Origin of the sequence: Snodgrassella sp. M0110 (assembly GCF_016101465.1) — a bacterium.
GTDB classification, from domain to species: Bacteria; Pseudomonadota; Gammaproteobacteria; order Burkholderiales; family Neisseriaceae; genus Snodgrassella; species Snodgrassella alvi.
Window position 1 is genome coordinate 36,332 of the sequence record NZ_JACFQM010000006.1, and the last position, 23,910, is coordinate 60,241.

Below are 23,910 nucleotides of genomic sequence, written 5' to 3' on the forward strand. Positions count from 1 at the left end.
GTGAATAGCAACCAGATTGCTTTTTTATAATAAAGATTTAACCCATACACAATAAAAATTAAAATAAAATCAAAAATATTTACTTAAAATACTTATAATTATCATTTATTATCATGAAAAAATAAAAAATAACATTTATTTAATAAAATATTTGAATTACAATGCAATTCTTACAAAATAGTATGGAGTGTACATATTTTGTTTAAAGTCAATGAACTACTAAATAAAAACTTAGTTCCGATTAAAATTCTTTCCACCGGAACTGCTTTACCTCCGGATAGAATTGAGGCAGCAGATCTGGATAAAAAGCTGAACAAACCGGCAGGTTATACGCTGAAACGTTCCGGCATTCTTTATCGTTATCATGCTGACCATCATTTAAAGCAGGCTGATTTAGCGGCAGCAGCCATTAATGATGCGCTAACTCGTTGTAATATTTCAGCAGAATCTATTGATTTACTGATTTCAGCCTGTGCACTTCCTGTCCAGGCCTTACCGTATACAGCAGCACATATTTTAAAAGCCAGCACGTTATCCAACACCATTGCTAACTTTGATGTTAATACCAGTTGTGTAAGTTTTATCAGTGCACTACAGGTAGCAGCAGGTCTGTTAAATACCGGAGCTTATAAGCGCATCGCTATTGTTTCGGCAGATTTAGCATCACGTGGTCTGAACTGGCAGGATGAAGAGTCGTCTTTAATCTTTGGAGACGGCGCTGCTTGTGCCATTGTCGAAAAAGGCGATGGTTGTAGTGGTATTCTTGCCTGTTTATTAGAAACACATACTAATGGCATTGATTTTTGTGAAATCAGTGGTGGCGGTAGCCGTCGGAATATTAAAACCGGCATGGATGAAAATGATTGCCTTTTCCGTATGCAAGGCAAACCACTATTCAGACTGGCATCTGCTTTGATTGAGCCATATTTAGCTCGTTTATTAAATCAGGCTAACTTAACTCTCTCTGATATAGCTACGGTTATTCCTCATCAAGCCAGCCATTTATCACTGGAACATATGCGTAAACGGCTTACTATTCCTAACGAATCGATAATTGATATTTATCGTTTTCGAGGTAATCAGGTAGCCGCATCAATTCCCAGTGCATTGCATGAAGCGGTAATCACCAATCGTTTTAATCCGGGGAAACCAGCTATGCTAATAGGAACTGCTGCAGGGCTAACCCTAGGCGGGATGATTCTGCTGCCATGAAATTTTTAGTGACTGGCGCAACCAGTGGTTTGGGGCGCAATGCAGTAGAATGGTTACTGACACAAGGCCATCAGGTTCATGCCACGGGTCGTAATCAAATAGCGGGAAAAGAGCTGACAACACTCGGTGCACAATTTACTGCACTGGACTTAGTTACCGCAACTGATACGGATTATCTTCAACTTCTTTCTGATTGCGATATTGTCTGGCATTGTGCAGCTTTATCTTCCCCATGGGGAAGATATGAATGGTTTTATCAGGCCAATACCGTTGTTACTGCACGTTTAGCTCAGTTTGCCGGAAAATCTGGTATTAAACGTTTTATTCATATATCAACACCTTCAATTTATTTTGATTTTCAATCTCATCAGAATATTACTGAAGATTATCTTGCTGAACATTTTGCAAATCATTATGCAAATACCAAATATGAAGCAGAAAAACGCATTCAGGAATGCGTAAAGCTTTATCCGGATACTGTTTATTTAATCTTAAGACCACGAGGCATTTTCGGTCCTCATGACAGAGTGATTATTCCCCGTATACTGGCATTATTAAACCGTACCGGAGGTATTTTATATTTGCCTGGTGGCGGTCAGGCTTTTGTAGACCTTACCTTTGTTCTTAACGTCGTTCATGCCTTGTACCTGGCCTCTGATAAGCAGAATATTCAGTCTGGTAATGTTTTTAATATTACCAATCAGCAACCCTGCAAACTTGATGACCTAATTCATTTATTATTAAAAGATCAGTTAAATCTTCACTACAAAACCCGGTCACTACCCTACAGATTATTATATGGCACAGCTGCTTTGCTTGAGGGTATCGCATCATTAACAAACAAAGAACCGGCACTAACCCGTTATAGTGTCGGTACGCTCTATTTTGATATGACTTTAAGTCAGAAAATGGCGATTGAACGTTTAGGTTATCAGCCTCTATATAATATGAATGAAAGTATACATCTGACAGCACAGTGGTTACAGCAAAGCGGGCATGTATAAATGGCCAGAATTACCCCGTTCAAAGCCGGATATTGTACTCATATTGCTTGCATGGCCATGCGTGGAGCAGGTTTTAACGTGTGTCAGTTCCCGGCACGCGCCTGGCTTATTGAAGTTGATGGATACCGCTGGCTATGGGACACTGGCTATGCTGACTATTTTAAGCAATATACACAAACAGGTATCTTTAAACTTTATCAGAAAACCACACCTGTCTATCTCAATAAAGGTGAATCTCTTAAAGAGCAATTTATTACCTTGGGTATTGATCTTGCAAGTATCCAAAATGTCATTATTTCACATTTTCATGGTGATCATATCGCCGGACTGAAAGATTTTACTCACAGTCATTTCATCTGCTCACAACAGGGCTGGAAAACACTCAAACCTTTACGCGGTTTTTTTGCGCTTAAACAAGGATTTGTACCTGACCTTATTCCGTCTGATTTTGAACAGCGGGTGAGTTTTGTAGAACATTTTGAAATTTGTCAGCTTGCTCCTGAACTTGCTCCTTTTACTCAGGGCTACATCTTGCCAAACAGTAAAGAACAAGTGATTTTAGTTCCCTTACCAGGCCATGCTGTCGGCCATATTGGTGCATTTATTTTAACTGATAAGGGTTGGACGCTGTTAGCCAGTGATGCTGCTTGGGTCAAAGAAAATTATCAAGATTTAAGAAAGCCATCTCGCTTTGCTCAATTGATTATGGCTGATTCCAGAGCCTTTGAAAACACTCTTAATCAGCTCCATCAACTCTCTTATCATCCTGACGTGACCATTTATTTAAGCCATGAAGGTGAGGAATGAGGCTACTAAAAATACTTTGGTACTACTGGCGCACAAAACACTTAATATTTAAACAGCGCGCTGATCTTGAAGCATATCAAATTAAACAACTAAAAAAATTTAAACAGCGTGTGTTAACCAAAAGTCCTTATTTCAGCCAATTCATTAATCAACCGTTTGAATCATGGCCTTTAATGAACAAACAGCTGATGATGGCACATTTTGATCAAATGAATACAGAGAATCTGACTTGTGATTCATTATTAACCTTGGCTCAGCACAGCGAACAACAGCGTGACTTTAGTGCCAGAATGGGTAAGTTCAGTGTGGGGTTATCTTCGGGAACATCAGGGCAACGTGGTTTATTTGTTGTGAGTCCGAGAGAGCAACTAATCTGGGCAGGCGGAATACTGGCAAAAATGTTACCTCGCGGATTACTAACTAAAGAACGGGTTGCATTATTTTTAAGAGCCGATAATCACCTTTATCATAGCACCAACAGCCATTGGTTAACTTTTCGTTTTTATGGTCTGTTTGATAATTTTCAGCAACAGATCCAATCGCTGAATGAATATCAACCTACCATCATCGTGGCACCAGCACAAGTATTGCGTGCTCTGGCAACAGAAAAACTTAATGGTAAGCTGACAATAAATCCGGTTCTAGTAATCTCTGCTGCTGAAGTACTTGAAGATCAGGACAAACAAATTATCAAACAGGTCTTTAATCAGTTGGCTGAAGTTTATCAGGCTACCGAAGGCTTTCTTGCAGCTACCTGCCCGCTTGGTACGCTTCACTTAAATGAAGAGTTCATCTATATCGAACCGTGCTGGTTAGACGAAAATCGCTTTATGCCGATTATTACTGATTTTACTCGTGAAACCCAACCCATTGTACGCTATCAGTTAGATGATATTTTAGTCCGGCGCCAAACGCCCTGCCTTTGTGGACGGCAAGGAATGGCAATTTCACATATTGAAGGGCGATGCGATGATCAGCTATCACTTACCGATCAGCAAGGAAATCCGTTAACTATTTTTGCTGACTATTGCAGTCGCGTGATTGCCAATAATTTACCATTAACTAGTGATTATCGTCTGATTCAGCATCAGGATAACAGTATTGAGCTGATTGCCTGCTGTTCACAAGCATATTTAAGTCAATGCCAACAGGCATTAACTGCACATTTTATTCAGCAAGGCGCAAATGTTACTCAGCTAAAGTGGAAACTTATGTCTGTTACCACGATACCTGCCGAATTTTCACAAAAAAGGCGACGAATTATTCGCGATCGAGGTGTTCAATGAAGCACTTCTGGATGCGATGCGTTTATTTATTTACAAGTTGGGGAATAGTCGGAATGGCTTATCATGGTTCAGCCTATCTGCAACATGAACCGAGTTTACTTTCACCGTCAATAATCGATAAATGGATTGAATTTACACCCCATGCTATCTGGGCTTATCTCTCGTTTTTTTTAATTATTCCAATTTGCTTTTTTATTGCCCCTTATAAACGCCTGGGCTGGATGTCTGGCTGTTTTGTACTTAGCGGGATTCTGGCCGCTCTGTGTTACCTTATTTTTCCAACCACGATGATTTATCCGGTCGATAACGGTAGTTCTATCAGTTCATGGTTACTGGTAAAACTGATTGAAATTGATGATCCAGTAAACTGTTTTCCCTCACTGCATGTTACCTTAACATCTCTTGCTATCTGGGGTGCATTAAACAAGTTTCACCCTCTGCGCAATATAATTTTATTACTATGGGGAATGACGATTGTGTTATCGATCATCCAGCTTCGGCGACATCTCTTTATTGATTTTATTGGCGGTACTGTACTGGCACTGATAGCGGGATGGAGTGTGCAATATGGATTTAAACGTGTGATTAAACAATCTTAGCTTTATAGGAATCATTATTATGGTGGAATTGGCCTTCCCTTTTGTGATTATAATGATATTGATAGTGGCCGAAGCAATATTTTTGCAGAAAATAAAAAAAGCAACCATCAACTGGCCTGATATTATTTTCAATTTAAACTCAGGGCATTTAATGCTTTGGTTCTTCAGGGGATTCGAAGTCTTTTGCTATCATTTTATTTATACCCATTTTAGTTTTAATCTCTTTGCTGATGTACCGGTTATCTTAATCTGGATATTTACCTTATTTGCCTGGGATTTTGGCTTTTATTGGGAGCACCGCCTGCATCATACTATACCAATATTATGGGCAATTCATGTACTTCATCATCAGGGTGAAAATTTTAATTTATCTTTGGCGGTTCGTAACTCATGGTATTCATCGTTGGCGTCAATACCATTCTTTGCTTTGCTGGCTTTAGCTGGTGTTCCGACACCAATTTTTACCGCTGTATCTGTATTCCATTATTCTATTCAGTTTTTTAATCATAATGCTGTTACTCCAAAATTAGGAATATTGGAACAAATTTTTGTCACTCCTAATCATCATAAAGTTCATCATCTTAAAAATCGCTTTTACTCAAACAGTAATTTTTCAGGTTCATTTATATTCTGGGATAAGCTTTTTGGTACCTTTAAAACCCTGCCAACAGATAAAACAATTGCTTATGGCAGCCATGGTATTAAGTCACAAAATCCTTTTTGGGCAAGCTTATTACCTTTCATGAAACTGCTCAATATCCACTATACTCCGTCTACTTCAGGTTATTATCGCGTACCGAATACATTATTGGTGAGCGGTGGTTTGATTTTGTTTTGCCTGGTGCTATGTTATGTCTACGATTATGGCTATGGTTATCAAAATCCAAACATCACACAATATTTGTTATTTAGCAGTTTAGTTTTAGGAAGTATAGCTTTGGGAGGCATAGCCGAAGGTAAACGGTGGGGAATTATCACCTGGTTTATGCTTTGCTGTTGCATACCACTGTTTTTTATTATTCTATTACAATGGTCAGCTTTATATTGGTTGTTATTTATGGGGTTAATTGCAATGCATGGTGTCATCACATTTATCCTCTGGATTAAAGGACAATATCTGGCTATCTGATTTTAGTATCATTTATGCTCTGGGTTTTATTTTGCAACTGGTAATATTATGTTATTACTACCTATATTATAAAGACTAAAAGTATTTTATCTTTCAGATAAATATCTTTATAACCTTAATACTGTTTCTATTTTTGATCAATTAAGCAATTTAATCTTCATTATTTACTGATTTGTTTTAAACTTGCCCGAGCATTATAAAGCCTGAATTAGTTTAATATCACACTTTAAAAGTGATTCATAGTTTAAGTTTTACCCATTGATTGAATTAAGTTTGCGCGCTTATACATCAATTACAGGTATTACCAGTTTATACGCAGCAGAAGCCTCTTCGTATAAACAATCTTCTGTTAAAAAAATACTTGACTATGGTAAATCAATATTTTTTAATGTCACTTTTTACTCCGCATGAATTACCACCTCTTAGCTCTGCCTAAGTTATCTGAACAAAACCATAGCCAGTCTGGTTTTTTTACCAACTGCCATATTAAGTAATAAAATATATTGAACAAAAACGACCAGACTTTAATGTCAATCCCTGCTAATTTTTTGAAACCAGCCTCCGTTACATAAAGCATAAGTCAATGCTGCCGCTAAAGCATCCGCAGCATCAGCCTGAGGTGTACCCGACAGTAACAGCATTTGCACCATTTTGCTTTACCTGCTCTCTTTGACCGCGCCCTTACCTTACTACACAGCCTGTTTGACCTGAAGTGCAGTATATTCAAATACAGGCAGCTCTCTCAGCATTAATGCTGCCAGTTTAGCTCTGCGCACTTGTCTGAGCACCAGCGTTATAACAGGTTAACATTGACAAAAACCTGTTCTACGGTAATGCGTTGGCTATAGGTCGTACATAAATTTTGAATGATTATACGAATACGCTCAGCTAATGGGTACCTGAATATCCGGATAATCTTAAATCATGCAATAATAAACGGGCATTTTCATAATATTATTCCAATATCATTATAATTTCTGCAGACTGCCAAGCTGCATTTTCGCACCAATATTGGCATGTCTAAGCATTCATATCAGAAAAAATTTAATTTCATCTACATTTGCCGTTAGTACACTTAAACTGAACCAAAAAGATTTAATATTTGCAAAAATGTTTTGTCATTTAGATATTGGCGTTAAAACCAATTCTATCTGAGCATAATGCTTTTTTTAATTTATTCACATTATATTTAAATTAAATAATTTTCCAATTATCCCAAATATATTAAATAGATAGCCCCCAGTTTAAAATAAAATAATTAATTATCTTTTAAGAATATAATTCTTATCTAATATTCTTTATATATAAAACATTTAATTTATGATATAGGATTATCATTTAATTAGAATGTAAATTTTTAAACTAAATTTATAATATATATTAATTTACGCTTATTTTTGTAAATTAATATATATACTTAGTTTAGGAATATTAATGATTCCTGATACTGATTATATTTTCAGATAAGAATTAAAGGTATTGATATGCTAACGCCTCTTAAATTTAAAGATTTTCTGCATCCGCGTCCGGCTCCATCAGGCATAGATACAGACTGTAAATTAAAACATTTTGCTATTATTACTTACGCAATTGATGCAGAGAGATTTGCAGGATTATTTCCCCCACGTTTCCAGCTGAATAGTGTCATAATTAATGGTGAGCAAAAAGGCTTGTTATCAGTAGTACCTTTTATGGATGTTGATTTCACTTCAGCCGTTTATCCGTTCCCTGTTTTTACCATGGGGCAAACAAACTATAGAATTTATATTATAGATACCACTACTGGTGAACGCTGTGTCTAGTTTTTGGGCACAACTCTGGATTCCTGGACGATTATGGTACCCCGTAGTGTATGGAAATTACCCTGGCATCGGGGCAAAATAAATTTCAATTGTCACTTTGATCCACTTTCCAAATGTTACCAGCATTATGAAATGCATACACAGTCTGACTGGGCACCTGCACAGGTATATCTGACTCGTCCATTAGCCGGCTTCTACTACCGGCGTAATGGCAAATTAGGAAATTACCGTGTTTGGCATGATCGACTGGATGTAAAGCAGGCAAAACTTGAGTCAGCACAATTTGGCCTGTTAAGTAGAATGAATTTAGTTAATGAGGATGAACAGCAGCATCCCTACAGCGTTTTACTTCAGCCTATCAACGAATTTACCATCTATTTACCACCGACAGCATTATAGGCTTTATCAACAAAAATTATAATTTACTAATTGTATTGTTCTGCACATAGAAAATAGAAATAGGTACTTTGACAAATAGCAGAATATCATCTGGCAGACAGGATTCAACGAAAACGACCAGATTTAATAGTTAGCCCCTGTTGAATTCTTGAAGCCAGACTATAATTTCGTAAAGCATGAGTTAACGCTACCGCTAAAGCATCCGCAGCATCAGCCTGAGGTGTACCCGACAGTGACAGCATTTGTACCACCATATGCTGTACCTGCTCTTTAGCAGCTTTCCCCTTACCTACTACAGCCTGTTTGACCTGTAGTGCAGTATATTCAAATATAGGCAGCTCTCCCAAGGTTAATGCGGCTAATACAGCTCCGCGGGCCTGTCCCAGTACCAGCGTTGCAGCAGGATTAACATTGACAAAAACTTGCTCTACGGCAGTTTGCGTTGGCTGATAAGTTGTAATCACCTCACGTAAATTTTTAACAATTATACGGATACGCTCAGCTAATGGAGCACCTGAAATCGTTTTAATACATCCGGAAGCAACATAAATATGCTGGCTACCGATGACGTCAATAACTCCAAAGCCGGTAACACGACTGCCGGGGTCAACGCCCAGAATTCGAATATGATTTTGCTCTGTCGGTTGTTTTTGCATACTTTACTACTTAATCACTGAAAAACAAGAAATTATGCTGACAGGTTGCGACACTATCTTATAAACGGATATTTGCCCTGCCAGTTGAGTAAATTATGTTATCGTATATTAATCAGATCTGTTAGTGATTTAAGATTTTTTTTCAGCAGCCCATTGATTTGCTTGTTGCAAGCGTTCTTCTGTACCTACATCCAGCCAATAACCATCATAATACTTCCCGCTCACCAGCCCGGTTTGCATAGCTGTACGCAACAAAGGTGCCAGTTTAGCCCGGGTATATCTTGGTATCTCATTAAAAAGAGCAGGATGATAGACACCTATACCACTGAAAGTAAATGCCGGGTTTTCTGGCTGCCGTTCAACAACATCTCCTTGGTCCGTCAGACTAAAATCACCCTCCGGATGATGTACCGGATTATTAACCAGCCATAGATGTGCCAGCTTACCTGTTTGCTGTAACTTTTCACTAATCTTTAACGCCTGTGCAAAATCAATATCAGTTAAAACATCTCCGTTTATGACCAGAAAAGGGGCATGCCCCAATAAAGGTAAGGCCGTGGCAATCCCTCCGGCTGTTTCCAACCCACCCTCTGCTTCCGCAGAATAACGGATATTCACGCCATAAGTACGCCCTGAACCCAGAGTATCTTCGATTTGCTGTCCAAGCCAGGCATGATTAATAACAATATCAGTAAATCCGGCTGCCTTTAACCGCCGTAAATGATGGGCAATTAAAGGTATACCACCAACATTCAGCAATGGTTTTGGACAAGTATCTGTCAGTGGACGCATACGCTCACCGCGTCCGGCAGCAAGAATCATGGCTTTCATGATGATTGATTATTCCGTAGTAAATACAGTTAAAATTACAGGCTGATAGATCAAGCCGATAATATAACAGGCAAAGCATATAGCTTTGCCTGAATATTCGAAATCATAGCTGATTAATAAATTTAATCAGTTTAAATCAGATTCAAATCTGCCCCAGTATCAAAGATTGCCGCACCCTTTTCACCCTGTTCATACAGATTAATACGTAAGCGTAAATCATTTGGTGAATCAGACTGACGCAAAGCTTCATCAAAATCAATAACACCATCGACATATAACTGAAACAGACACTGGTCGAAAGTTTGCATACCATCATTACCCGCTTTAGCCATCAGATCTTTTATCTGCATTAACTCACCTTTATAGATATAGTCTTGGACAGTAGCCGTATTAATAAGCAAATCAATCGCAGCACGACGGCCTTTACCATCTTTTTTCGCAGTCAGACGCTGACCGATAATACATACCAGATTCAGTGCCAAATCCATCAATACTTGTTTATGCTGCTCTTCCGGATAAAAATTCAGAATACGTTCAATAGCCTGATTTGCACTACTGGCATGCAGAGTAAAAAAGCATAAGTGGCCGGTTTGAGCCAGTTTTAATGCATACTCCATGCTTTCATCACTGCGCACCTCCCCTACACACACTACATCAGGGGCCTCACGCAGAGCACTTTGCATAGCATTATCCCAGCTCAGCGTATCCACACCTACCTCGCGATGAGTAAAAATGCTTTTCTTGGGTTTATGAATATATTCAATCGGATCTTCAATAGTCAGAATATGGCCGGCAGAATTAGCATTGCGATAATCCAGCATAGCAGCCATGGTAGTGGATTTACCACTACCGGTAGGACCGGCAAGAATAATCAGCCCGCGTTTTTTCATTACCAGTTCGTTCAGTACCGGTGGTAAAAAAAGGCTTTCAATCGTTGGAATATCAGTGGTAATCCGGCGCAATACCATACCAATCCGACCTTGTTCATGATAAGCATTAACCCTGAAGCGCACACCATTTTTAGCAATAATAGAATAATTCAGATCCAGCTCTTTAATAAAGCGCTGACGTTGCGCCATCGTCATGGTAGAAAAGGTAATTTTGGCAGTTTCATCGCCGGTTAAAGGTTTAGTAGGGGCCGGTGTAATGATACCGTCAATTTTCCATGACGGAGGAAAACCCGGACTGATAAAAATATCTGCTGCATTTAAACGAACAGCCTCTGCAGCCATTTTTTCAAGTACCGGATGGATATGGATAGTTTCCCTCTCCGGGGCAACAGGGGCTGAAGTATTTATTTCTTGTGTACGGGATTCTGTCATTGTGTTTTTAGGTTTGATCGTTTTATTGATTTCAGACGTAGCTTCTTTAGCAACAACGTTAGCTTGGGAAACCGGCTTTTGATTGGCAACGGCCGATGAATTGACAGTTGCACCGACAGTTGAAACTGAAGTATCAGCTGCCTCAGTAGCAGGCTGTTGATATTGATTAACCATATCTGCAAGTAAATCAGATAAGCCGGACTCAGTAGCAGAGCCTTTCAACATACCCATGTCAATACACTTTCCTGAATAAAAACAAAAATAATTATCCTACTAATTGATCCGGGCTTACTGCTTTCGAACGTGCAACATCCATACTGATGCGATTTTCACGCACTAATTGCTGTAAACACTGATCGAGTGTCTGCATTCCGAATTTCTGCCCGGTTTGTAAAGTGGAGTTGATCTGAGCAATTTTGTTTTCCCGAATCAGATTACGCACTGCCGGATTACTGATCATGATTTCATGCGCAGCCACACGACCATTTCCATCTTTGGTTTTCAGCAGTGTCTGAGAAATCACTGCCTGCAAACTTTCTGACAGCATGGAACGAACCATTTCTTTTTCACCAGCAGGAAATACATCCACAATACGGTCAACGGTTTTAGCGGCACCAGTAGTATGCAAAGTACCAAACACCAAGTGACCTGTTTCAGCAGCAGTCAAAGCCAGAGCAATCGTTTCCGGATCTCGCATTTCACCTACCAGAATCACATCCGGATCCTCACGTAGTGCCGAACGTAAAGCATTGGCAAAACTATGGGTATGCTGATGCAGTTCACGCTGATTTACCAACGATTTTTTACTTTGATGCACAAACTCAATCGGATCTTCAATTGTTAAAATATGGCCGGCATCATTATTATTGATATAATCGATCATCGCAGCCAGTGTAGTTGACTTACCTGAACCTGTAGGCCCGGTTACCAGCACCAGCCCGCGCGGCATTTCTGCAATTTTCTGAAAAATTGCCGGGGCTCTGAGTTCTTCAAGCGTAAGAACTTTACTCGGAATGGTACGCATAACAGCTGCAGGGCCGCGTTCAGTATTAAAGGCATTTACACGGAACCGCGATACATTGGGCAATTCGAACGAAAAGTCAGTTTCTAGATTTTGCTGATATTCCTTGCGCTGATAATCGTTCATGATAGAAGCAATCATCTTACCTACTTCTTCTGCGCTCAGTTCAGGCAGATTGATACGGCGGATATCACCATTAACGCGTATCATAGGTGGCAGACCTGCACTCAGATGCAAGTCGGAAGCTTTATTTTTAACGCCAAAGGCCAATAAATCGGTTATCTGCATGTTTACTCCATTATGCTCGCCTGCATGATACAGGCACAAGTATGGTTCTTATTCTAATCAAGTTGTCGTATCTTTAAAATGAAAATATTTGTCACTATGCCAAAATTTTTACAAATATACTTAGATTTAATCAGAAAAATTGAAAAATACCATTAATTATGAAAAATACAGACATCTTAATTCAACACTGGCAACAGGTACTGGCAAACATAAATGATGTCTGCCGGCAAACTGCGGCCCCACAGCCGGTACAGCTAATTGCTGTTAGTAAAACCTTTCCTATCAATGATATCGTTACTTTATATGAAGCTGGTCAACGCGATTTCGGTGAAAACTATATTCAGGAATTCAGCGAAAAAACCAGTCAGCTCGCTAAGCTGGATATTGTCTGGCACATGATAGGGCATATTCAGTCAAATAAAAGCCGAATTGTGGCAGAACGGGCACACTGGGTACACACTATTGATCGTGAAAAAATTGCCCGGCGGCTGCATGAGCAGCGTCCTGAATATTTACCGCCCCTCAATGTCTGTATTGAGGTGAATATTTCAGCAGAAAGCAATAAACATGGTATTAGCCCAAATAAAAGCGAATTACTGACACTGGCTAATATGATCAGCGAATTACCGCGTCTTAAACTGCGCGGACTTATGTGTGTAGCCAAGGCCGGTAGCACAGACACTGAATTACAACAACAGTTCCATCAGATGCAAAACCTGTTACAGTACTTGCACCAGGACGGTTTTGCAGTTGATGTATTATCAATGGGTATGAGCGCGGATTTAAGTATTGCTATAGCTTGCGGAGCTACTCATGTACGGGTAGGCAGTGCAATTTTTGGGCAGCGCAACTACACTCAAACAGAAAATAATTCTTAGAAATAAAATTATGCCGGTAAGGATTTCTTACCGGCAGCACAAAAATTATCATCATTATGATAAATATATAAATCAATCAGGCTATTTTCTCAGCCTGAAAGCGATGTGTAGGATGAGCTATTTCTTCCTGAGCAGCGACCACCTGCAACTCATACTGCCGGCATTTTAGAGTTTCCAGCATAACGCCGTATACTGCAGCAGTAGTATGCTCAAATGACTCCAGCAAGGTCTTACCAGACAGATAATCAGCCAGAAAAATACCACTGGTCATATCTCCCACACCTACCGGCTGCCGTTCACCAAAATCTACCAATGGCCGGTGAATATGCCATGCTTCCTCAGCAGTGACCAGTAGCATTTCAAAACGATCTGTCTGATAGCCGGCACGGCTCAAATGTTTCACCAGAACCACCTGCGGACCTTTATTGCATAAAGCGCGGCAGGCTGCAACTGCTTCCTCCACATTATGAATACGTTGTTTGTTGTTCAATTCTTCCAGCTCAAACAGATTCGGCGCAATCATATCACTCAGCGGCAAAGCCACATCACACAAAAATTCAGCTACGCCACCTGCCACAATACAGCCTTTTTCCGGATGTCCCATTACCGGATCACAAAAATAAATGGCTTGCGGGTTAGCTTGTTTCACTTTTCTGACAATATCAGTAATCGCATTGCCTTGCTCAGCTGAACCCATATAACCACTTAGTACAGCATCACAATTTTTTAATTCATCAATTGCGGCAATGCCATCTGCAATATCCAGTAAATGTGCAGCCGGCATTACCATACCTTTCCATTGCTTATACTGAGTATGGTTAGAAAACTGTACTGTATTTAATGGCCAGACATTGACACCTAACCGACGGATAGGAAAAACAGTAGCACTGTTACCTGCATGACCAAATACCACGTGAGACTGAATTGAAAGTATATTTTTCATAATAATGCCATTTACAATCCGATGAGTGTTTACCCAGCGAATTTCATAAAAACCTGATAATCAGCTAAACATGCTGACAAAACTGATTATACTCAGATTATATTGGTTCGGATAAATCATTACTTATATCAACACCTCAGCCCTGAATCTTGCTTTTCATATCTGTATACACACTAATTACGACATAATTTGTCCGGATTTATCTCTAACATTGCAAAAACAATACTATATAAAATTTATTTACAAAATATTCAGATATTCATGTAACAGCCAAACCTTGTGTTTTATTTTTCTCAATAATTATTGGTTTTATATATACTGCATATCATTATTTGAACAATACTAATTCTGATTGCAGCACATAAACCAGATAATAGTTGAATTGAAATTAATTAATCTGAAAACAATTATTTTTTATCACTGAAATTAATTATAACCTTTAAATTACTCCAAAAGCATAAATATTTATATCTTCCGAATCTGATAATTGTAGTGAGCAGACAAAACTAATTTATAAACATTAATAACTAAAAAAACCAGTTTTAAAACTGGCTTTTTTAGTTATTAAATTACCCGGTTCAGTAATCTCTGTTTATTTTCTATTAGAAATAAATTTAATATGCTAGTGAATCATGACTTAGTTGTCTTTATCGTCCAGAGCAGCTGCCTTTCTGACTAATTTTACAAATTCAGCGCGGTAGCCCTGCTTGTCCTCACCTTTGGCATTATTTGCCCAGCTTGCTATCTGCTGATAAGATGTTTTAGACAATTCAGGATTATTACGCAATTTTTGTCCGTATGCAGCTACTGCGGCCATAAACCGTGTTTCTACTCCGGCTTTAGCAAAAGAACTGGCCAGAGCTTTCTTTTCTATAGGCAGGGAAGCCAGTTCACTATTTTCACCACGTGGTGCTTTCCAGCGTAATTTAAGAAAAGCAATTTCTTTATTGTTTGCATTTATAGCTGGTGCTGATTTTTTGTTCTGATAACGTAAAGGATCAATACTTGGTTTACCACCGGCCAGCGTCAGTTCATATAAAACCGTCAGCTTTTTCCCCGCACCAATATCACCTGCATCAACTTTATCATTATTAAAATCTTCCTGCTTTAACTGCCGTTTTTCATAACCAATCTGGCGATACTCGAGTACCTGAGCCGGGTTAAATTCGATCTGAGCTTTGACATCTTTAGCTACCGTCACCAAAGTGGCACTCATCTCCTCCTGCAATACCTTTTGCGCTTCTTCGAGACTATCGATATAGCTGTAATTACCATTACCTGCATCAGCAATCTGAACCATCATTGCATCATTGAAATTATTAGTACCAAAACCAAGTGTAGATAATGTTATACCCTTTTCTTTTTCTCTGCTGACAAATGCTTTCAGCTCTTCTGTGCTATTAATACCAACATTAAAATCACCGTCAGTAGCCAGCAATATCCGATTGATTCCACCGTTTACTTTGCCCCGTTCAGCCATCTTGTAAGCCAGTTGCAGCCCTTCTCCGCCAGCGGTACTGCCCCTAGCTTCAAGTTTATTAATGGCAGCCATAATTTTGGCTTTATTACTACCAGAGGTAGATTCCAGCGCCACTCCGGCACTTCCGGCATAAGTAACAATAGAAACCTTATCTTGCGGACGCAGTTCATTTACCAGTAACTTTAATGACTGTTTAAGCAAATCCAGCCTGTCTTCACCATCCATCGAACCGGATGTATCTATCAGAAAAACAAGATTCGACGGCGGTAACTGATTAAAATTGACATCATTTGCCTTAATATTAACTCTTAACAGAATCTTATCTGTGTTCCATGGGCTGGGGGCCAGCTCATAACCGGCAGAAAAAGGAGAACCTGTTATTGACGTTAATTTCTCATTCGAAGCACTTGGAAAATAATTAATAAATTCTTCTACTCTTACCGCATCAGGATGCGGCATCCGACCTTGGGTGATAAACCGTCGGCTATTTGCATAACTGGCTGTATCCATATCCAGACTGAATGTACTGACAGGTTCAGTAGCCACCTGTTTTACCGGGTTATCAGAATAATTTTTATATTGCGCAGTATCAGGCTGCTGAGTTTCAAATACAGCCCTTGAGCCTGGACTCTGATAGATTGCCCCCCTGTGTCCTAGTCTGGAATCATACTCCATGCTAGTCGAAAACTTCCCACTAGGTTTCCCCATGTTGGTGTTGGGACTATAATACGCAGTATCATATCCCGCTGACATTTTTTCATAGCGACCATCTGGTTGATCGCTGGTACTAGGCGTATTACAAGCACTCAGTATGCTGGTTAATAACACCATGATCAAACTACAAGAAGCTTTACGACCTATTGATTTTATTTTTAACATAAATATTCTTTATTTATCAGATAAAAATATATTATTAACATAATAGTCAAATTAACACCAGTAATTTTATTTGTTTCTTATCAGCTTTAAAATCAACAGAGTAAAATATTAATTAATTAATATTCGGTTACTGAATCCGATGCTGCAACCAATGTTGATTTTATCCGTTACACGTTAAACCTATAATTAAGCTAATATTGAATATAAAATTCTTTACAAACCAATATTGTTTAAATTTATTTAATTCAGATAATATTACCAATTAAGCTAATTATTTTTAATAAAACTGAGGAAAATCGTATGAATGTATGTTTTCTTGGCGGTGGCAATATGACAACAGCGATTGTTGCCGGTATGACTCAGCAAGGCGGTTATGAGATAGAAGTAATTGACCGTAATCAGAATAAACGACAGTATCTAAGCGAGCGATATCAGATACGTACCAGTGATAAATTAACTGAACTGGCAGCCACAGATATCCTGATACTGGCAGTTAAACCGCAAGATATGCAGCAGGCTACAGCCGGTATCCGGCTTAACGGTGCACTTGTATTAAGCATAGCTGCCGGCTTAACAATAAATACTTTAAGTCAGTTTCTGGATAATCATCAGCGTATTATCCGGATTATGCCCAATACCCCCTGCCAGATTGGTCAAGGAATCTCCGGTATGTATGCACCAGCAGACATATGTGAAGCAGACAAAACCGTTGCAGAAAATATCATGCGCACAACAGGCGAAGTAGTATGGCTGGAAGATGAAAACGGCATTAATCGTATCGCCGGTATCAGTGGCAGTGGTCCGGCCTATGTCTTCTATTTTCTTAATGCCCTGCAACAAGCTGCCATACAACAGGGTTTCAGCCCTGAAGAAGCTCACCGTCTGACACTAGGCACATTCAAAGGTGCAGTAAATCTGGCAGAACAGTCTGGCACCGAATTTGCTCAACTACAAAAAAATGTAACATCTAAAGGTGGCACCACATTTGCTGCGACTTCAGTTTTTGACCAGCATCAGCTGACACAGGTTGTAATTGACGGTGTTGCTGCCAGTGTTGCGCGAGCAGAAGAAATGCAGCAACAACTTGCACCTATTTAAAAAATACTATTCCTATACAAAACATTATTAATTAAAAAATATATTTTTTAGTATAATTTGTGATAATGTACTTCAAGGATAGTCGAATCGACATTTTTAGACCAAACATATAAATTAACTGTTACAAACTTATCAGCTATGCTTGAAAAAACCAGTGCTGAAAAGATGAAAATGGCAACTTATCAGGCAAACAGTTTAAACAGAAAAGCAATATTTATCCAAGAAATATTGCTTTTCTGTTTTATCTAAGTATTAATACAATTAATACTTATTCTTTTAATTGCTGACGGACAGTCATTAAAGCAAAACCCAATAAATTTTTACCACGCCAAATTAAGGGGTTATCAATATTAGGTGTATCTTCAGACAATCCTATCCCCCATATTTTATCTACAGGACTAGCTTCGACTAATATTTTTTGTTTAGTGGATAATAAAAAATCGGCTAATTCCGGATTTTGTGAAAATTTAGCAAAATTACCAGCTATGACAACAGCCAAGCATCGTTCATTCCAAATATCAGGTACAAAATATGCTACTTTTCTTCCTAACGATTTCGCTAATTTTGGATTATTTGCTTTAAGAATCTCTGACACCTTTTGTTGATCATTAAACAATCTTGCCTTTTCTGCCATCATATAATGCTCAGCAGTTGGATAATAAATATTATCAATCACAAAACCACTATGATACCATTGGCTAAGACAGGATTTAGTTATCATTGAAGAGGGTTGCTTTTGCGTATGTCCCCAAAAGTATAAATATTTGAATCGCTTACCTCTGCTATATTGCTGGCGTAATTCCTGCAAATCCATATTCATTCCTCATTATATTCTATCTTTATTTTTTAAAATAAATATCAATAAATTAGTCCAAATTGATATATCTGGTATTCATTTAGCAAAGGGTTAATTGAATAAATTTTAAATTTTCTTTATCTATATCTATCCGGTAATCAGTTTTATTTATATCTTCAATATGATTATTATATTGTTTTAATGATATTGCACAGATGTCATCATTAGTACCAATATTCGGGTACAACTTGTCCCCGGAACTACCTGCTTCAGTATTAAAACCGGTATAACTGATATCGGTAAACCTACTTCATCCGTTGCACCAAAAACTTGTCAGTATATCTTGATTCATAAATATAGAGTAACTCTGAGTTAACAGCTCAATTAAACTTAAAAGTAAGAAAAATTACCAATACAAGGACATTGTATTTCAGATTAAAATTGCGGAATACAAATTTCTGTATTATGGATGCCGGATTATACCGTTGCAGATTTAAATTTTACCTTAGATAAAAGCTCATATTTATCAAATATTATTATTTATTTTTCATTTTAAGCAGAATACACTGCCAAGTTAGGGTTTGTTCTTTCAAACTTTTCCATAATATAATCTGCCTGAATCTCTTTCTACAAAACAAGATTCAACATCAGTTGAATCTTAAAGGCATTATGTGATTAGTAAAACATTATTTTTATTAGCCAGTGCACTGAGTATTATATGCTGGGCCCGGCTTCTGTTACAGTGGGCTAAATTACCTTTTCTGCATCCTCTGGCTCAGTTTTGTGTACGCAGTACCAACTGGCTGGTACGCCCTCTGCGTAAAATTATACCGCCATTGTACCAATGGGATATTGCCTGCATTCTGGCTACTGTCATTATTTATTACCTGGCATGTACGCTAAATCTGTTTATCAGCCTTAGATGGGTATTACCGGATATTCGCACTATTGCAGCCAGTCTGGCTCTTTGCATTCTGTTTTCCCTGAAAGCACTGTGCTATGTATTATTCATCGGGCTGGTAATAAGAATGTTTTTAAGTCTGAGCAAACCTTATTCAGTACTGCTATTTACCTTGCAGCGTATTTATGCTCCATTAACCCGTCCGTTTGCCTTTATGCGTATTGGTAAATATGATTTTTCTGCGACAATTATTCTGCTTGTGCTCTGGCTTTGTCTCGAATGGTGGCTGCCGCAGGCAAGCAGTAAGATTTCATACTGGCTGATATTCGGATAATGTTGTCGAATGCAAAATTATTAATAAATTATAAAAACATGCTATTATGCCCGAACTTTTTTAACAGCCTGAAATCCAGTATCTGTTATTTTCAAATCCAGATTAAGCTGTCAGTTCCTGAGCTAATTGCTTAATCGAGCTATGCAAAAGAAAGACTGTACAATGGCCAAACTCACAGAACAAGACATCCAGGCCTGGAATGGCCCTGAAGAAGAATACATGAATGAAGAACACCAAGCTTTCTTCCGTGATTTGCTGTTAAAACTCCAGGATGAGCTGATTCATAATGCCAACAATACGGCCGGACATTTACAGGAGCAGGCTACTACGCCTGATCCTGCAGATCGCGCAACACTGGAAGAAGAATATGCATTAGAACTGCGCACCCGTGACCGTGAACGTAAGTTATTAAGTAAAATTCAGGCTTCATTGCGTCAACTAGACGAAGGCGATTATGGCTTTTGTCAGGATACCGGCGAACCTATCGGTCTGAAACGGCTACTCGCTCGCCCTACTGCAACTTTGTCGGTAGAAGCGCAGGAACGGCGTGAACGAATTAAAAAACAGTTTGTTGATTAATTTATCTGTTATGGATTAAAAACGCTTTCCTGCCGGAAAGCGTTTTTGCATTATTGCTACATATCATCATTGCGATAATGCATGCCTTACCGCTAATTTGCTTAAATATTAACTGTTGCTAATTATTTGAAATTAATTCAATAGAAATTATAAAATGTTGATATAACAGCGATGTACAGATTAAGCATAAAAAGTACAATCCCGCGGCTGAATAGCCTCAGAGACAGTATTTTCCCTGAGCCAGCAAGGCTTTCACAGGCGCAAAATCCTGCCGGTGCTGTGGCAGCACTCCAAACTGCTGCAATGCAGCAAGATGTGCGGCTGTACCATAGCCTTTATGACGAGCAAAACCATACTGCGGATAATATTTATCCAGCTCATACATTTCTGCATCACGTGCCGTTTTGGCCAGAATAGAAGCGGCAGAAATAGCGGCTATTTTGAGATCGCCTTTAACTACTGCTTCTGCCGGCAACGTCATATCAGCAGGTATGCGATTGCCATCTATCCACACTTTAGCCGGCTGAATATGTAAACCGGCTACAGCACGAGCCATGGCACGCATAGTTGCAAACAGAATATTAAACTGGTGTATTTCTGCCACGTCTGCTGCAGCTACAGACCATGCAGTTGCCTGCTGTTTAATTAATATTGCCAGCTCATCACGCTTTTTCTCGGACAATTTTTTTGAATCAGTAAGACCGGGTAAATCATAATCTGCCGGTAAAATAACAGCTGCTGCATATACACTGCCAACTAACGGACCACGACCGGCTTCGTCTACACCGGCATGGCTGGGTAAAACCATCAGCTCTGTATTCATATTTGCCCCGTTGCATGCTGCAATACCGCCTGTGCAGACAGTTCATCAGTATTCAAACGCAGCTGCTGATGTAGTGCTGAAAAGTCTGCCTGCAAATCCTGTACTTCTTGTGGCGATTCGTACCAGTGAATCACAGCCTCCGCCAGTTTTTGTGGCATTGCATTACTTTGCAGTAATTCAGGTACCACACCTCTGTCTAACAGAATATTAGGCAAACCAACATACGGCACTTTAATTTTATGTTTGACATATGCATAGGTTAAAGGTGAGATTTTATAGCTGATTACCATAGGGCACTGGCATAAAGCCACTTCCAGCGTGGCCGTACCGCTGGTAACCAGTGCAACATCGGCTGCCTGACAGGCCATTTCTGCATGTGCAGACATTAAACGTATCGGCAATTTTTGCCACACCGGCTGAGCCAGAATATCCTGCATACGCTGCCGTGTTGCCGCCGTAGCCAGTGGTAGTAAAAACTGAGCTTGAGGATAACGCTGGTGAATAATTTCAGCAGCCTGTAAAAAAATCGGTGCCATGAAATCAATTTCACTGACTCGGCTGCCCGGCATTAAAACAAACACTGGAGCCTGTTCAGACAGTTTCAGCTGTTGCCTTTTTGTTTTTCTGTCGATAACCAATGGCAAAGTCTGAGCAAGAGGATGCCCGACAAAACGCGCCCGTCCGCCTGCCTGCCGGTATAGTTCCGGTTCCATCGGAAACAGGCATAATACCTCATCCACCTGTTTAACAATCTTTTTTACCCGTTTACGCCGCCATGCCCAGACAGACGGACTGACATAATGTACGGTAGCAATACCGGCCTGTTTTAAACTTTCGGCAACACCCAGATTGAAATCCGGTGCATCAATACCGACAAATACCTGTGGTCTGATTTGTTTCAGTGAACGAATCAGGCCGCGACGAATGGCCAGAATTTCCGGTAATTTTTTGACAACTTCAACAAAACCGCGTACTGCCAGTTTTTCCTGATCATAGAGACTTTGTATTCCGGCTGCCAGCATCCGCGGTCCGCCAATACCAACAAACTGTACCCGCGGATATCGTGTACGAATCGCATTCATCAAATGGGCACCCAGTAAATCACCAGATGCTTCGCCGGCACACAAGGCTATGGTTAAAATGGGAAGTTCAGTTGCAGCTTTATTCATAGCAGGATAGCAGTTTTATAAGCAACTATTATAGTAAGACGTAATAGATAGCAAGTTTAGCAGGCGATAGTGTATTCCCGAAGGGTACCATAAAAATTAAAAGCCCAAGCAAACGGCTTGGGCTTTTATATTGGGGTGGCTGATGGGGCTCGAACCCACGACAACTGGAATCACAATCCAGGGCTCTACCAACTGAGCTACAGCCACCATAAAACTTTTCAAACTTTGGTGCGCCCGACAGGAATCGAACCTGTAACCCCCGGCTTAGAAGGCCGGTGCTCTATCCGGTTGAGCTACGGGCGCGTACTCTCAAATCTATCCGGACAAGGATTCGGTCGATATGGTCGGGGTGGTGGGATTCGAACTCACGACCCTCTGCTCCCAAAGCAGATGCGCTAACCAGGCTGCGCTACACCCCGACGAGAGAGGCGAACTATACAGCTATGAAAAACTATCGTCAAGAGGTAAAGTAAATTTTTTTTGCCATATTTTTGAAATATGGCTGTTTTATATGAATGGCTATATACAAAAGCAGATGAAACCGCTTAAAAAAAATGCGACAATGCTATTTTTGTACATATTAGCTGATAGTTACTTGCCATCGGCATAATCTTTTTCTCTGGAATTTTCTCATGGCCGCTCAACTCATTGATGGTAAAAAAATTTCTCAACAAATCCTGCAAGAATTAACCATTCGTGTACAGCAGCGTCTGGATAATCAGCTACGCCGCCCCTGTCTGGCTGTGGTTCTGGTTGGTGAAGATCCGGCCAGTACAGTATATGTACGCAATAAAAAACGTGCCTGTGAAACCATTGGTTTTGAATCCCGCAGTTACGAGCTGCCAGTACATACCACAGAAGCCGAATTACTGGCCTTGATTGACGAAATGAATGCAGATAATGGTATAGACGGAATTCTGGTGCAATTACCACTGCCTGCACATATTGACAGTCAGCAGGTACTGGAACGGATTGTGCCTCATAAAGATGTAGATGGTTTTCATCCGTATAATGTTGGCCGGTTGGCGGTAAAAATGCCATTAATGCGTCCGTGTACACCTAAAGGGGTAATGACATTACTGGATGCCTATCAGATACCAATCACCGGTAAAAAAGCTGTTGTAGTAGGCGCTTCAAATATTGTCGGCCGACCGCAGGCGTTAGAATTACTTCTGGCACGTGCGACAGTCACAATCTGTCATAGTGCTACCCGGAATCTGGCACAGGAAGTTGCTGCTGCTGATATTGTGGTTGTAGGCGTCGGCATTCCGAACTTTGTTAAAGGAGAATGGATTAAGCCCGGGGCTGTAGTAATAGATGTGGGAATTAACCGTCTGGAAAACGGACAGTTATGCGGGGATGTAGAGTTTGATGCAGCCCGAGAACGTGCTTCTATGATTACACCGGTACCGGGCGGAGTAGGTCCTATGACCATAGCTACCTTAATGGAAAACACATTGAAAGCAGCAGAAATTCACTATACAAAACAATCTTGATGTTATCGGTAAAGCTATATTGTGTATTGATTACACAATAATATCAGCCATCATACAAAACAACAAACATGTTTGCTTGGTAAAATAGACAGACCAGTCTTCTGACCTGTACTTGATTATGATGCTGTAGAATGGCTGCCGGTTAAAATAGCTATCCTTATTTACAACCCTAATTGTG

General features: G+C 39.6%; 20 protein-coding genes, 3 tRNA genes and 1 pseudogene. 12 read left to right on the forward strand and 12 right to left on the reverse strand.

The window, feature by feature from the left end; genetic code table 11:
* Positions 1–198 precede the first annotated feature (198 nt).
* The 7 genes and pseudogenes from H3T84_RS08825 to H3T84_RS12215 all read left to right on the forward strand — a co-directional run bounded on the left by H3T84_RS08825 (position 199) and on the right by H3T84_RS12215 (position 8,238).
* Positions 199–1,212 (forward strand): 3-oxoacyl-[acyl-carrier-protein] synthase III C-terminal domain-containing protein, encoded by a 1,014-nt coding sequence (locus H3T84_RS08825; protein WP_037476177.1) that lies wholly within the window; start codon positions 199–201, stop codon positions 1,210–1,212.
* Positions 1,209–2,216 (forward strand): NAD(P)-dependent oxidoreductase, encoded by a 1,008-nt coding sequence (locus tag H3T84_RS08830; RefSeq protein ID WP_198218886.1) that lies wholly within the window; start codon positions 1,209–1,211, stop codon positions 2,214–2,216. The genes H3T84_RS08825 and H3T84_RS08830 overlap by 4 nt, the downstream gene beginning before the upstream one ends.
* Entirely contained in the window at positions 2,217–3,023 is an 807-nt protein-coding gene (locus H3T84_RS08835; protein ID WP_037476172.1) for an MBL fold metallo-hydrolase, read from the forward strand.
* Positions 3,020–4,309 carry a F390 synthetase-related protein gene (locus H3T84_RS08840; protein ID WP_100116589.1) on the forward strand — a complete coding sequence of 430 codons (1,290 nt, stop codon included), beginning with the start codon at positions 3,020–3,022 and terminating at the stop codon, positions 4,307–4,309. Before H3T84_RS08835 ends, H3T84_RS08840 begins: the two co-directional genes overlap by 4 nt.
* Positions 4,306–4,908 carry a phosphatase PAP2 family protein gene (locus tag H3T84_RS08845; protein ID WP_037476168.1) on the forward strand — a complete coding sequence of 201 codons (603 nt, stop codon included), beginning with the start codon at positions 4,306–4,308 and terminating at the stop codon, positions 4,906–4,908. Before H3T84_RS08840 ends, H3T84_RS08845 begins: the two co-directional genes overlap by 4 nt.
* Before the next feature lie 19 nt (positions 4,909–4,927).
* The gene (locus H3T84_RS08850) at positions 4,928–6,037 is read left to right on the forward strand and encodes a sterol desaturase family protein (protein ID WP_037476166.1); all 1,110 of its coding nucleotides are present in this window, start codon (positions 4,928–4,930) and stop codon (positions 6,035–6,037) included.
* Positions 6,038–7,521: 1,484 nt separating this feature from the next.
* Positions 7,522–8,238: pseudogene (locus H3T84_RS12215) on the forward strand (DUF2071 domain-containing protein).
* A 104-nt stretch (positions 8,239–8,342) separates the two neighbouring features.
* Here the strand turns inward: H3T84_RS12215 and ruvC are convergent.
* From ruvC to H3T84_RS08880, 4 genes are all read right to left on the reverse strand, one after another.
* Entirely contained in the window at positions 8,343–8,894 is a 552-nt protein-coding gene (ruvC, locus tag H3T84_RS08865) for a crossover junction endodeoxyribonuclease RuvC (RefSeq protein ID WP_198218889.1), read from the reverse strand.
* 129 nt (positions 8,895–9,023) lie between these two features.
* Positions 9,024–9,725 carry an N-acetylmuramate alpha-1-phosphate uridylyltransferase MurU gene (murU, locus tag H3T84_RS08870; protein WP_198218890.1) on the reverse strand — a complete coding sequence of 234 codons (702 nt, stop codon included), beginning with the start codon at positions 9,723–9,725 and terminating at the stop codon, positions 9,024–9,026.
* Positions 9,726–9,856: 131 nt separating this feature from the next.
* On the reverse strand, positions 9,857–11,047 hold the full coding sequence (locus tag H3T84_RS08875; protein WP_198218922.1) for a PilT/PilU family type 4a pilus ATPase: 1,191 nt from the start codon (positions 11,045–11,047) through the stop codon (positions 9,857–9,859).
* A 265-nt stretch (positions 11,048–11,312) separates the two neighbouring features.
* A complete protein-coding gene (locus H3T84_RS08880; RefSeq protein WP_037476158.1) occupies positions 11,313–12,356 on the reverse strand; it encodes a type IV pilus twitching motility protein PilT in 1,044 nt (347 codons plus the stop codon).
* A 158-nt stretch (positions 12,357–12,514) separates the two neighbouring features.
* Between H3T84_RS08880 and H3T84_RS08885 the strand changes: the two genes are divergently transcribed.
* Positions 12,515–13,234 (forward strand): YggS family pyridoxal phosphate-dependent enzyme, encoded by a 720-nt coding sequence (locus tag H3T84_RS08885; protein ID WP_198218891.1) that lies wholly within the window; start codon positions 12,515–12,517, stop codon positions 13,232–13,234.
* Between the two features lie 76 nt (positions 13,235–13,310).
* On the opposite strand, the gene pdxY is transcribed toward H3T84_RS08885, so the two are convergent.
* Both pdxY and H3T84_RS08895 read right to left on the reverse strand, forming a co-directional pair.
* Positions 13,311–14,177, reverse strand: a complete 867-nt coding sequence (gene pdxY / locus H3T84_RS08890; RefSeq protein WP_084547953.1) for a pyridoxal kinase PdxY — start codon at positions 14,175–14,177, stop codon at positions 13,311–13,313.
* Positions 14,178–14,814: 637 nt separating this feature from the next.
* Positions 14,815–16,536: a VWA domain-containing protein gene (locus tag H3T84_RS08895; protein WP_198218892.1), complete on the reverse strand. Its 1,722-nt coding sequence runs from the start codon at positions 16,534–16,536 to the stop codon at positions 14,815–14,817.
* 300 nt (positions 16,537–16,836) lie between these two features.
* On the opposite strand from H3T84_RS08895, the gene proC reads away from it, so the two are divergent.
* The gene (proC, locus tag H3T84_RS08900; RefSeq protein ID WP_198218893.1) at positions 16,837–17,634 is read left to right on the forward strand and encodes a pyrroline-5-carboxylate reductase; all 798 of its coding nucleotides are present in this window, start codon (positions 16,837–16,839) and stop codon (positions 17,632–17,634) included.
* Positions 17,635–17,902: 268 nt separating this feature from the next.
* On the opposite strand, the gene H3T84_RS08905 is transcribed toward proC, so the two are convergent.
* On the reverse strand, positions 17,903–18,448 hold the full coding sequence (locus tag H3T84_RS08905; RefSeq protein ID WP_232346172.1) for an NADAR family protein: 546 nt from the start codon (positions 18,446–18,448) through the stop codon (positions 17,903–17,905).
* 653 nt (positions 18,449–19,101) lie between these two features.
* On the opposite strand from H3T84_RS08905, the gene H3T84_RS08910 reads away from it, so the two are divergent.
* Together H3T84_RS08910 and dksA are read left to right on the forward strand one after the other, a co-directional pair.
* Complete coding sequence (locus tag H3T84_RS08910) at positions 19,102–19,665, forward strand: YggT family protein (protein WP_100125692.1); 564 nt, start codon at positions 19,102–19,104, stop codon at positions 19,663–19,665.
* Between the two features lie 162 nt (positions 19,666–19,827).
* Positions 19,828–20,244, forward strand: coding sequence for an RNA polymerase-binding protein DksA (dksA, locus tag H3T84_RS08915; RefSeq protein WP_025329875.1), 417 nt, complete (start codon positions 19,828–19,830; stop codon positions 20,242–20,244).
* Positions 20,245–20,461: 217 nt separating this feature from the next.
* Here dksA and rnhB read toward each other — a convergent pair whose 3' ends face one another.
* From rnhB to H3T84_RS08940, 5 genes are all read right to left on the reverse strand, one after another.
* Positions 20,462–21,067, reverse strand: coding sequence for a ribonuclease HII (gene rnhB / locus H3T84_RS08920; RefSeq protein WP_198218895.1), 606 nt, complete (start codon positions 21,065–21,067; stop codon positions 20,462–20,464).
* The gene (lpxB, locus tag H3T84_RS08925) at positions 21,064–22,236 is read right to left on the reverse strand and encodes a lipid-A-disaccharide synthase (protein ID WP_198218896.1); all 1,173 of its coding nucleotides are present in this window, start codon (positions 22,234–22,236) and stop codon (positions 21,064–21,066) included. The genes rnhB and lpxB overlap by 4 nt, the downstream gene beginning before the upstream one ends.
* A 131-nt stretch (positions 22,237–22,367) precedes the next feature.
* A tRNA-His gene (locus tag H3T84_RS08930) sits at positions 22,368–22,443 on the reverse strand.
* A 19-nt stretch (positions 22,444–22,462) separates the two neighbouring features.
* Positions 22,463–22,539 (reverse strand) — tRNA-Arg (locus H3T84_RS08935).
* A 38-nt stretch (positions 22,540–22,577) separates the two neighbouring features.
* Positions 22,578–22,655: transfer RNA gene (locus H3T84_RS08940), tRNA-Pro, on the reverse strand.
* A gap of 213 nt (positions 22,656–22,868) precedes the next feature.
* Between H3T84_RS08940 and folD the strand changes: the two genes are divergently transcribed.
* Positions 22,869–23,732, forward strand: coding sequence for a bifunctional methylenetetrahydrofolate dehydrogenase/methenyltetrahydrofolate cyclohydrolase FolD (gene folD / locus H3T84_RS08945; RefSeq protein ID WP_198218897.1), 864 nt, complete (start codon positions 22,869–22,871; stop codon positions 23,730–23,732).
* The last annotated feature ends 178 nt before the right edge of the window (positions 23,733–23,910 follow it).

What these genes read in the sequence shown, in the direction of transcription:
- H3T84_RS08830 (WP_198218886.1), top strand. Translation starts at nt 1,209, where the DNA reads ATGAAATTTTTAGTGACTGGCGCAACCAGTGGTTTGGGGCGCAATGCA.
- H3T84_RS08835 (WP_037476172.1), top strand. Translation starts at nt 2,217, where the DNA reads ATGGCCAGAATTACCCCGTTCAAAGCCGGATATTGTACTCATATTGCT.
- H3T84_RS08840 (WP_100116589.1), top strand. Translation starts at nt 3,020, where the DNA reads ATGAGGCTACTAAAAATACTTTGGTACTACTGGCGCACAAAACACTTA.
- H3T84_RS08845 (WP_037476168.1), top strand. Translation starts at nt 4,306, where the DNA reads ATGAAGCACTTCTGGATGCGATGCGTTTATTTATTTACAAGTTGGGGA.
- H3T84_RS08850 (WP_037476166.1), top strand. Translation starts at nt 4,928, where the DNA reads ATGGTGGAATTGGCCTTCCCTTTTGTGATTATAATGATATTGATAGTG.
- ruvC (WP_198218889.1), bottom strand. Translation starts at nt 8,894, where the DNA reads ATGCAAAAACAACCGACAGAGCAAAATCATATTCGAATTCTGGGCGTT.
- murU (WP_198218890.1), bottom strand. Translation starts at nt 9,725, where the DNA reads ATGAAAGCCATGATTCTTGCTGCCGGACGCGGTGAGCGTATGCGTCCA.
- H3T84_RS08875 (WP_198218922.1), bottom strand. Translation starts at nt 11,047, where the DNA reads ATGACAGAATCCCGTACACAAGAAATAAATACTTCAGCCCCTGTTGCC.
- H3T84_RS08880 (WP_037476158.1), bottom strand. Translation starts at nt 12,356, where the DNA reads ATGCAGATAACCGATTTATTGGCCTTTGGCGTTAAAAATAAAGCTTCC.
- H3T84_RS08885 (WP_198218891.1), top strand. Translation starts at nt 12,515, where the DNA reads ATGAAAAATACAGACATCTTAATTCAACACTGGCAACAGGTACTGGCA.
- pdxY (WP_084547953.1), bottom strand. Translation starts at nt 14,177, where the DNA reads ATGAAAAATATACTTTCAATTCAGTCTCACGTGGTATTTGGTCATGCA.
- H3T84_RS08895 (WP_198218892.1), bottom strand. Translation starts at nt 16,536, where the DNA reads ATGTTAAAAATAAAATCAATAGGTCGTAAAGCTTCTTGTAGTTTGATC.
- proC (WP_198218893.1), top strand. Translation starts at nt 16,837, where the DNA reads ATGAATGTATGTTTTCTTGGCGGTGGCAATATGACAACAGCGATTGTT.
- H3T84_RS08905 (WP_232346172.1), bottom strand. Translation starts at nt 18,448, where the DNA reads ATGGATTTGCAGGAATTACGCCAGCAATATAGCAGAGGTAAGCGATTC.
- dksA (WP_025329875.1), top strand. Translation starts at nt 19,828, where the DNA reads ATGGCCAAACTCACAGAACAAGACATCCAGGCCTGGAATGGCCCTGAA.
- rnhB (WP_198218895.1), bottom strand. Translation starts at nt 21,067, where the DNA reads ATGAATACAGAGCTGATGGTTTTACCCAGCCATGCCGGTGTAGACGAA.
- lpxB (WP_198218896.1), bottom strand. Translation starts at nt 22,236, where the DNA reads ATGAATAAAGCTGCAACTGAACTTCCCATTTTAACCATAGCCTTGTGT.
- folD (WP_198218897.1), top strand. Translation starts at nt 22,869, where the DNA reads ATGGCCGCTCAACTCATTGATGGTAAAAAAATTTCTCAACAAATCCTG.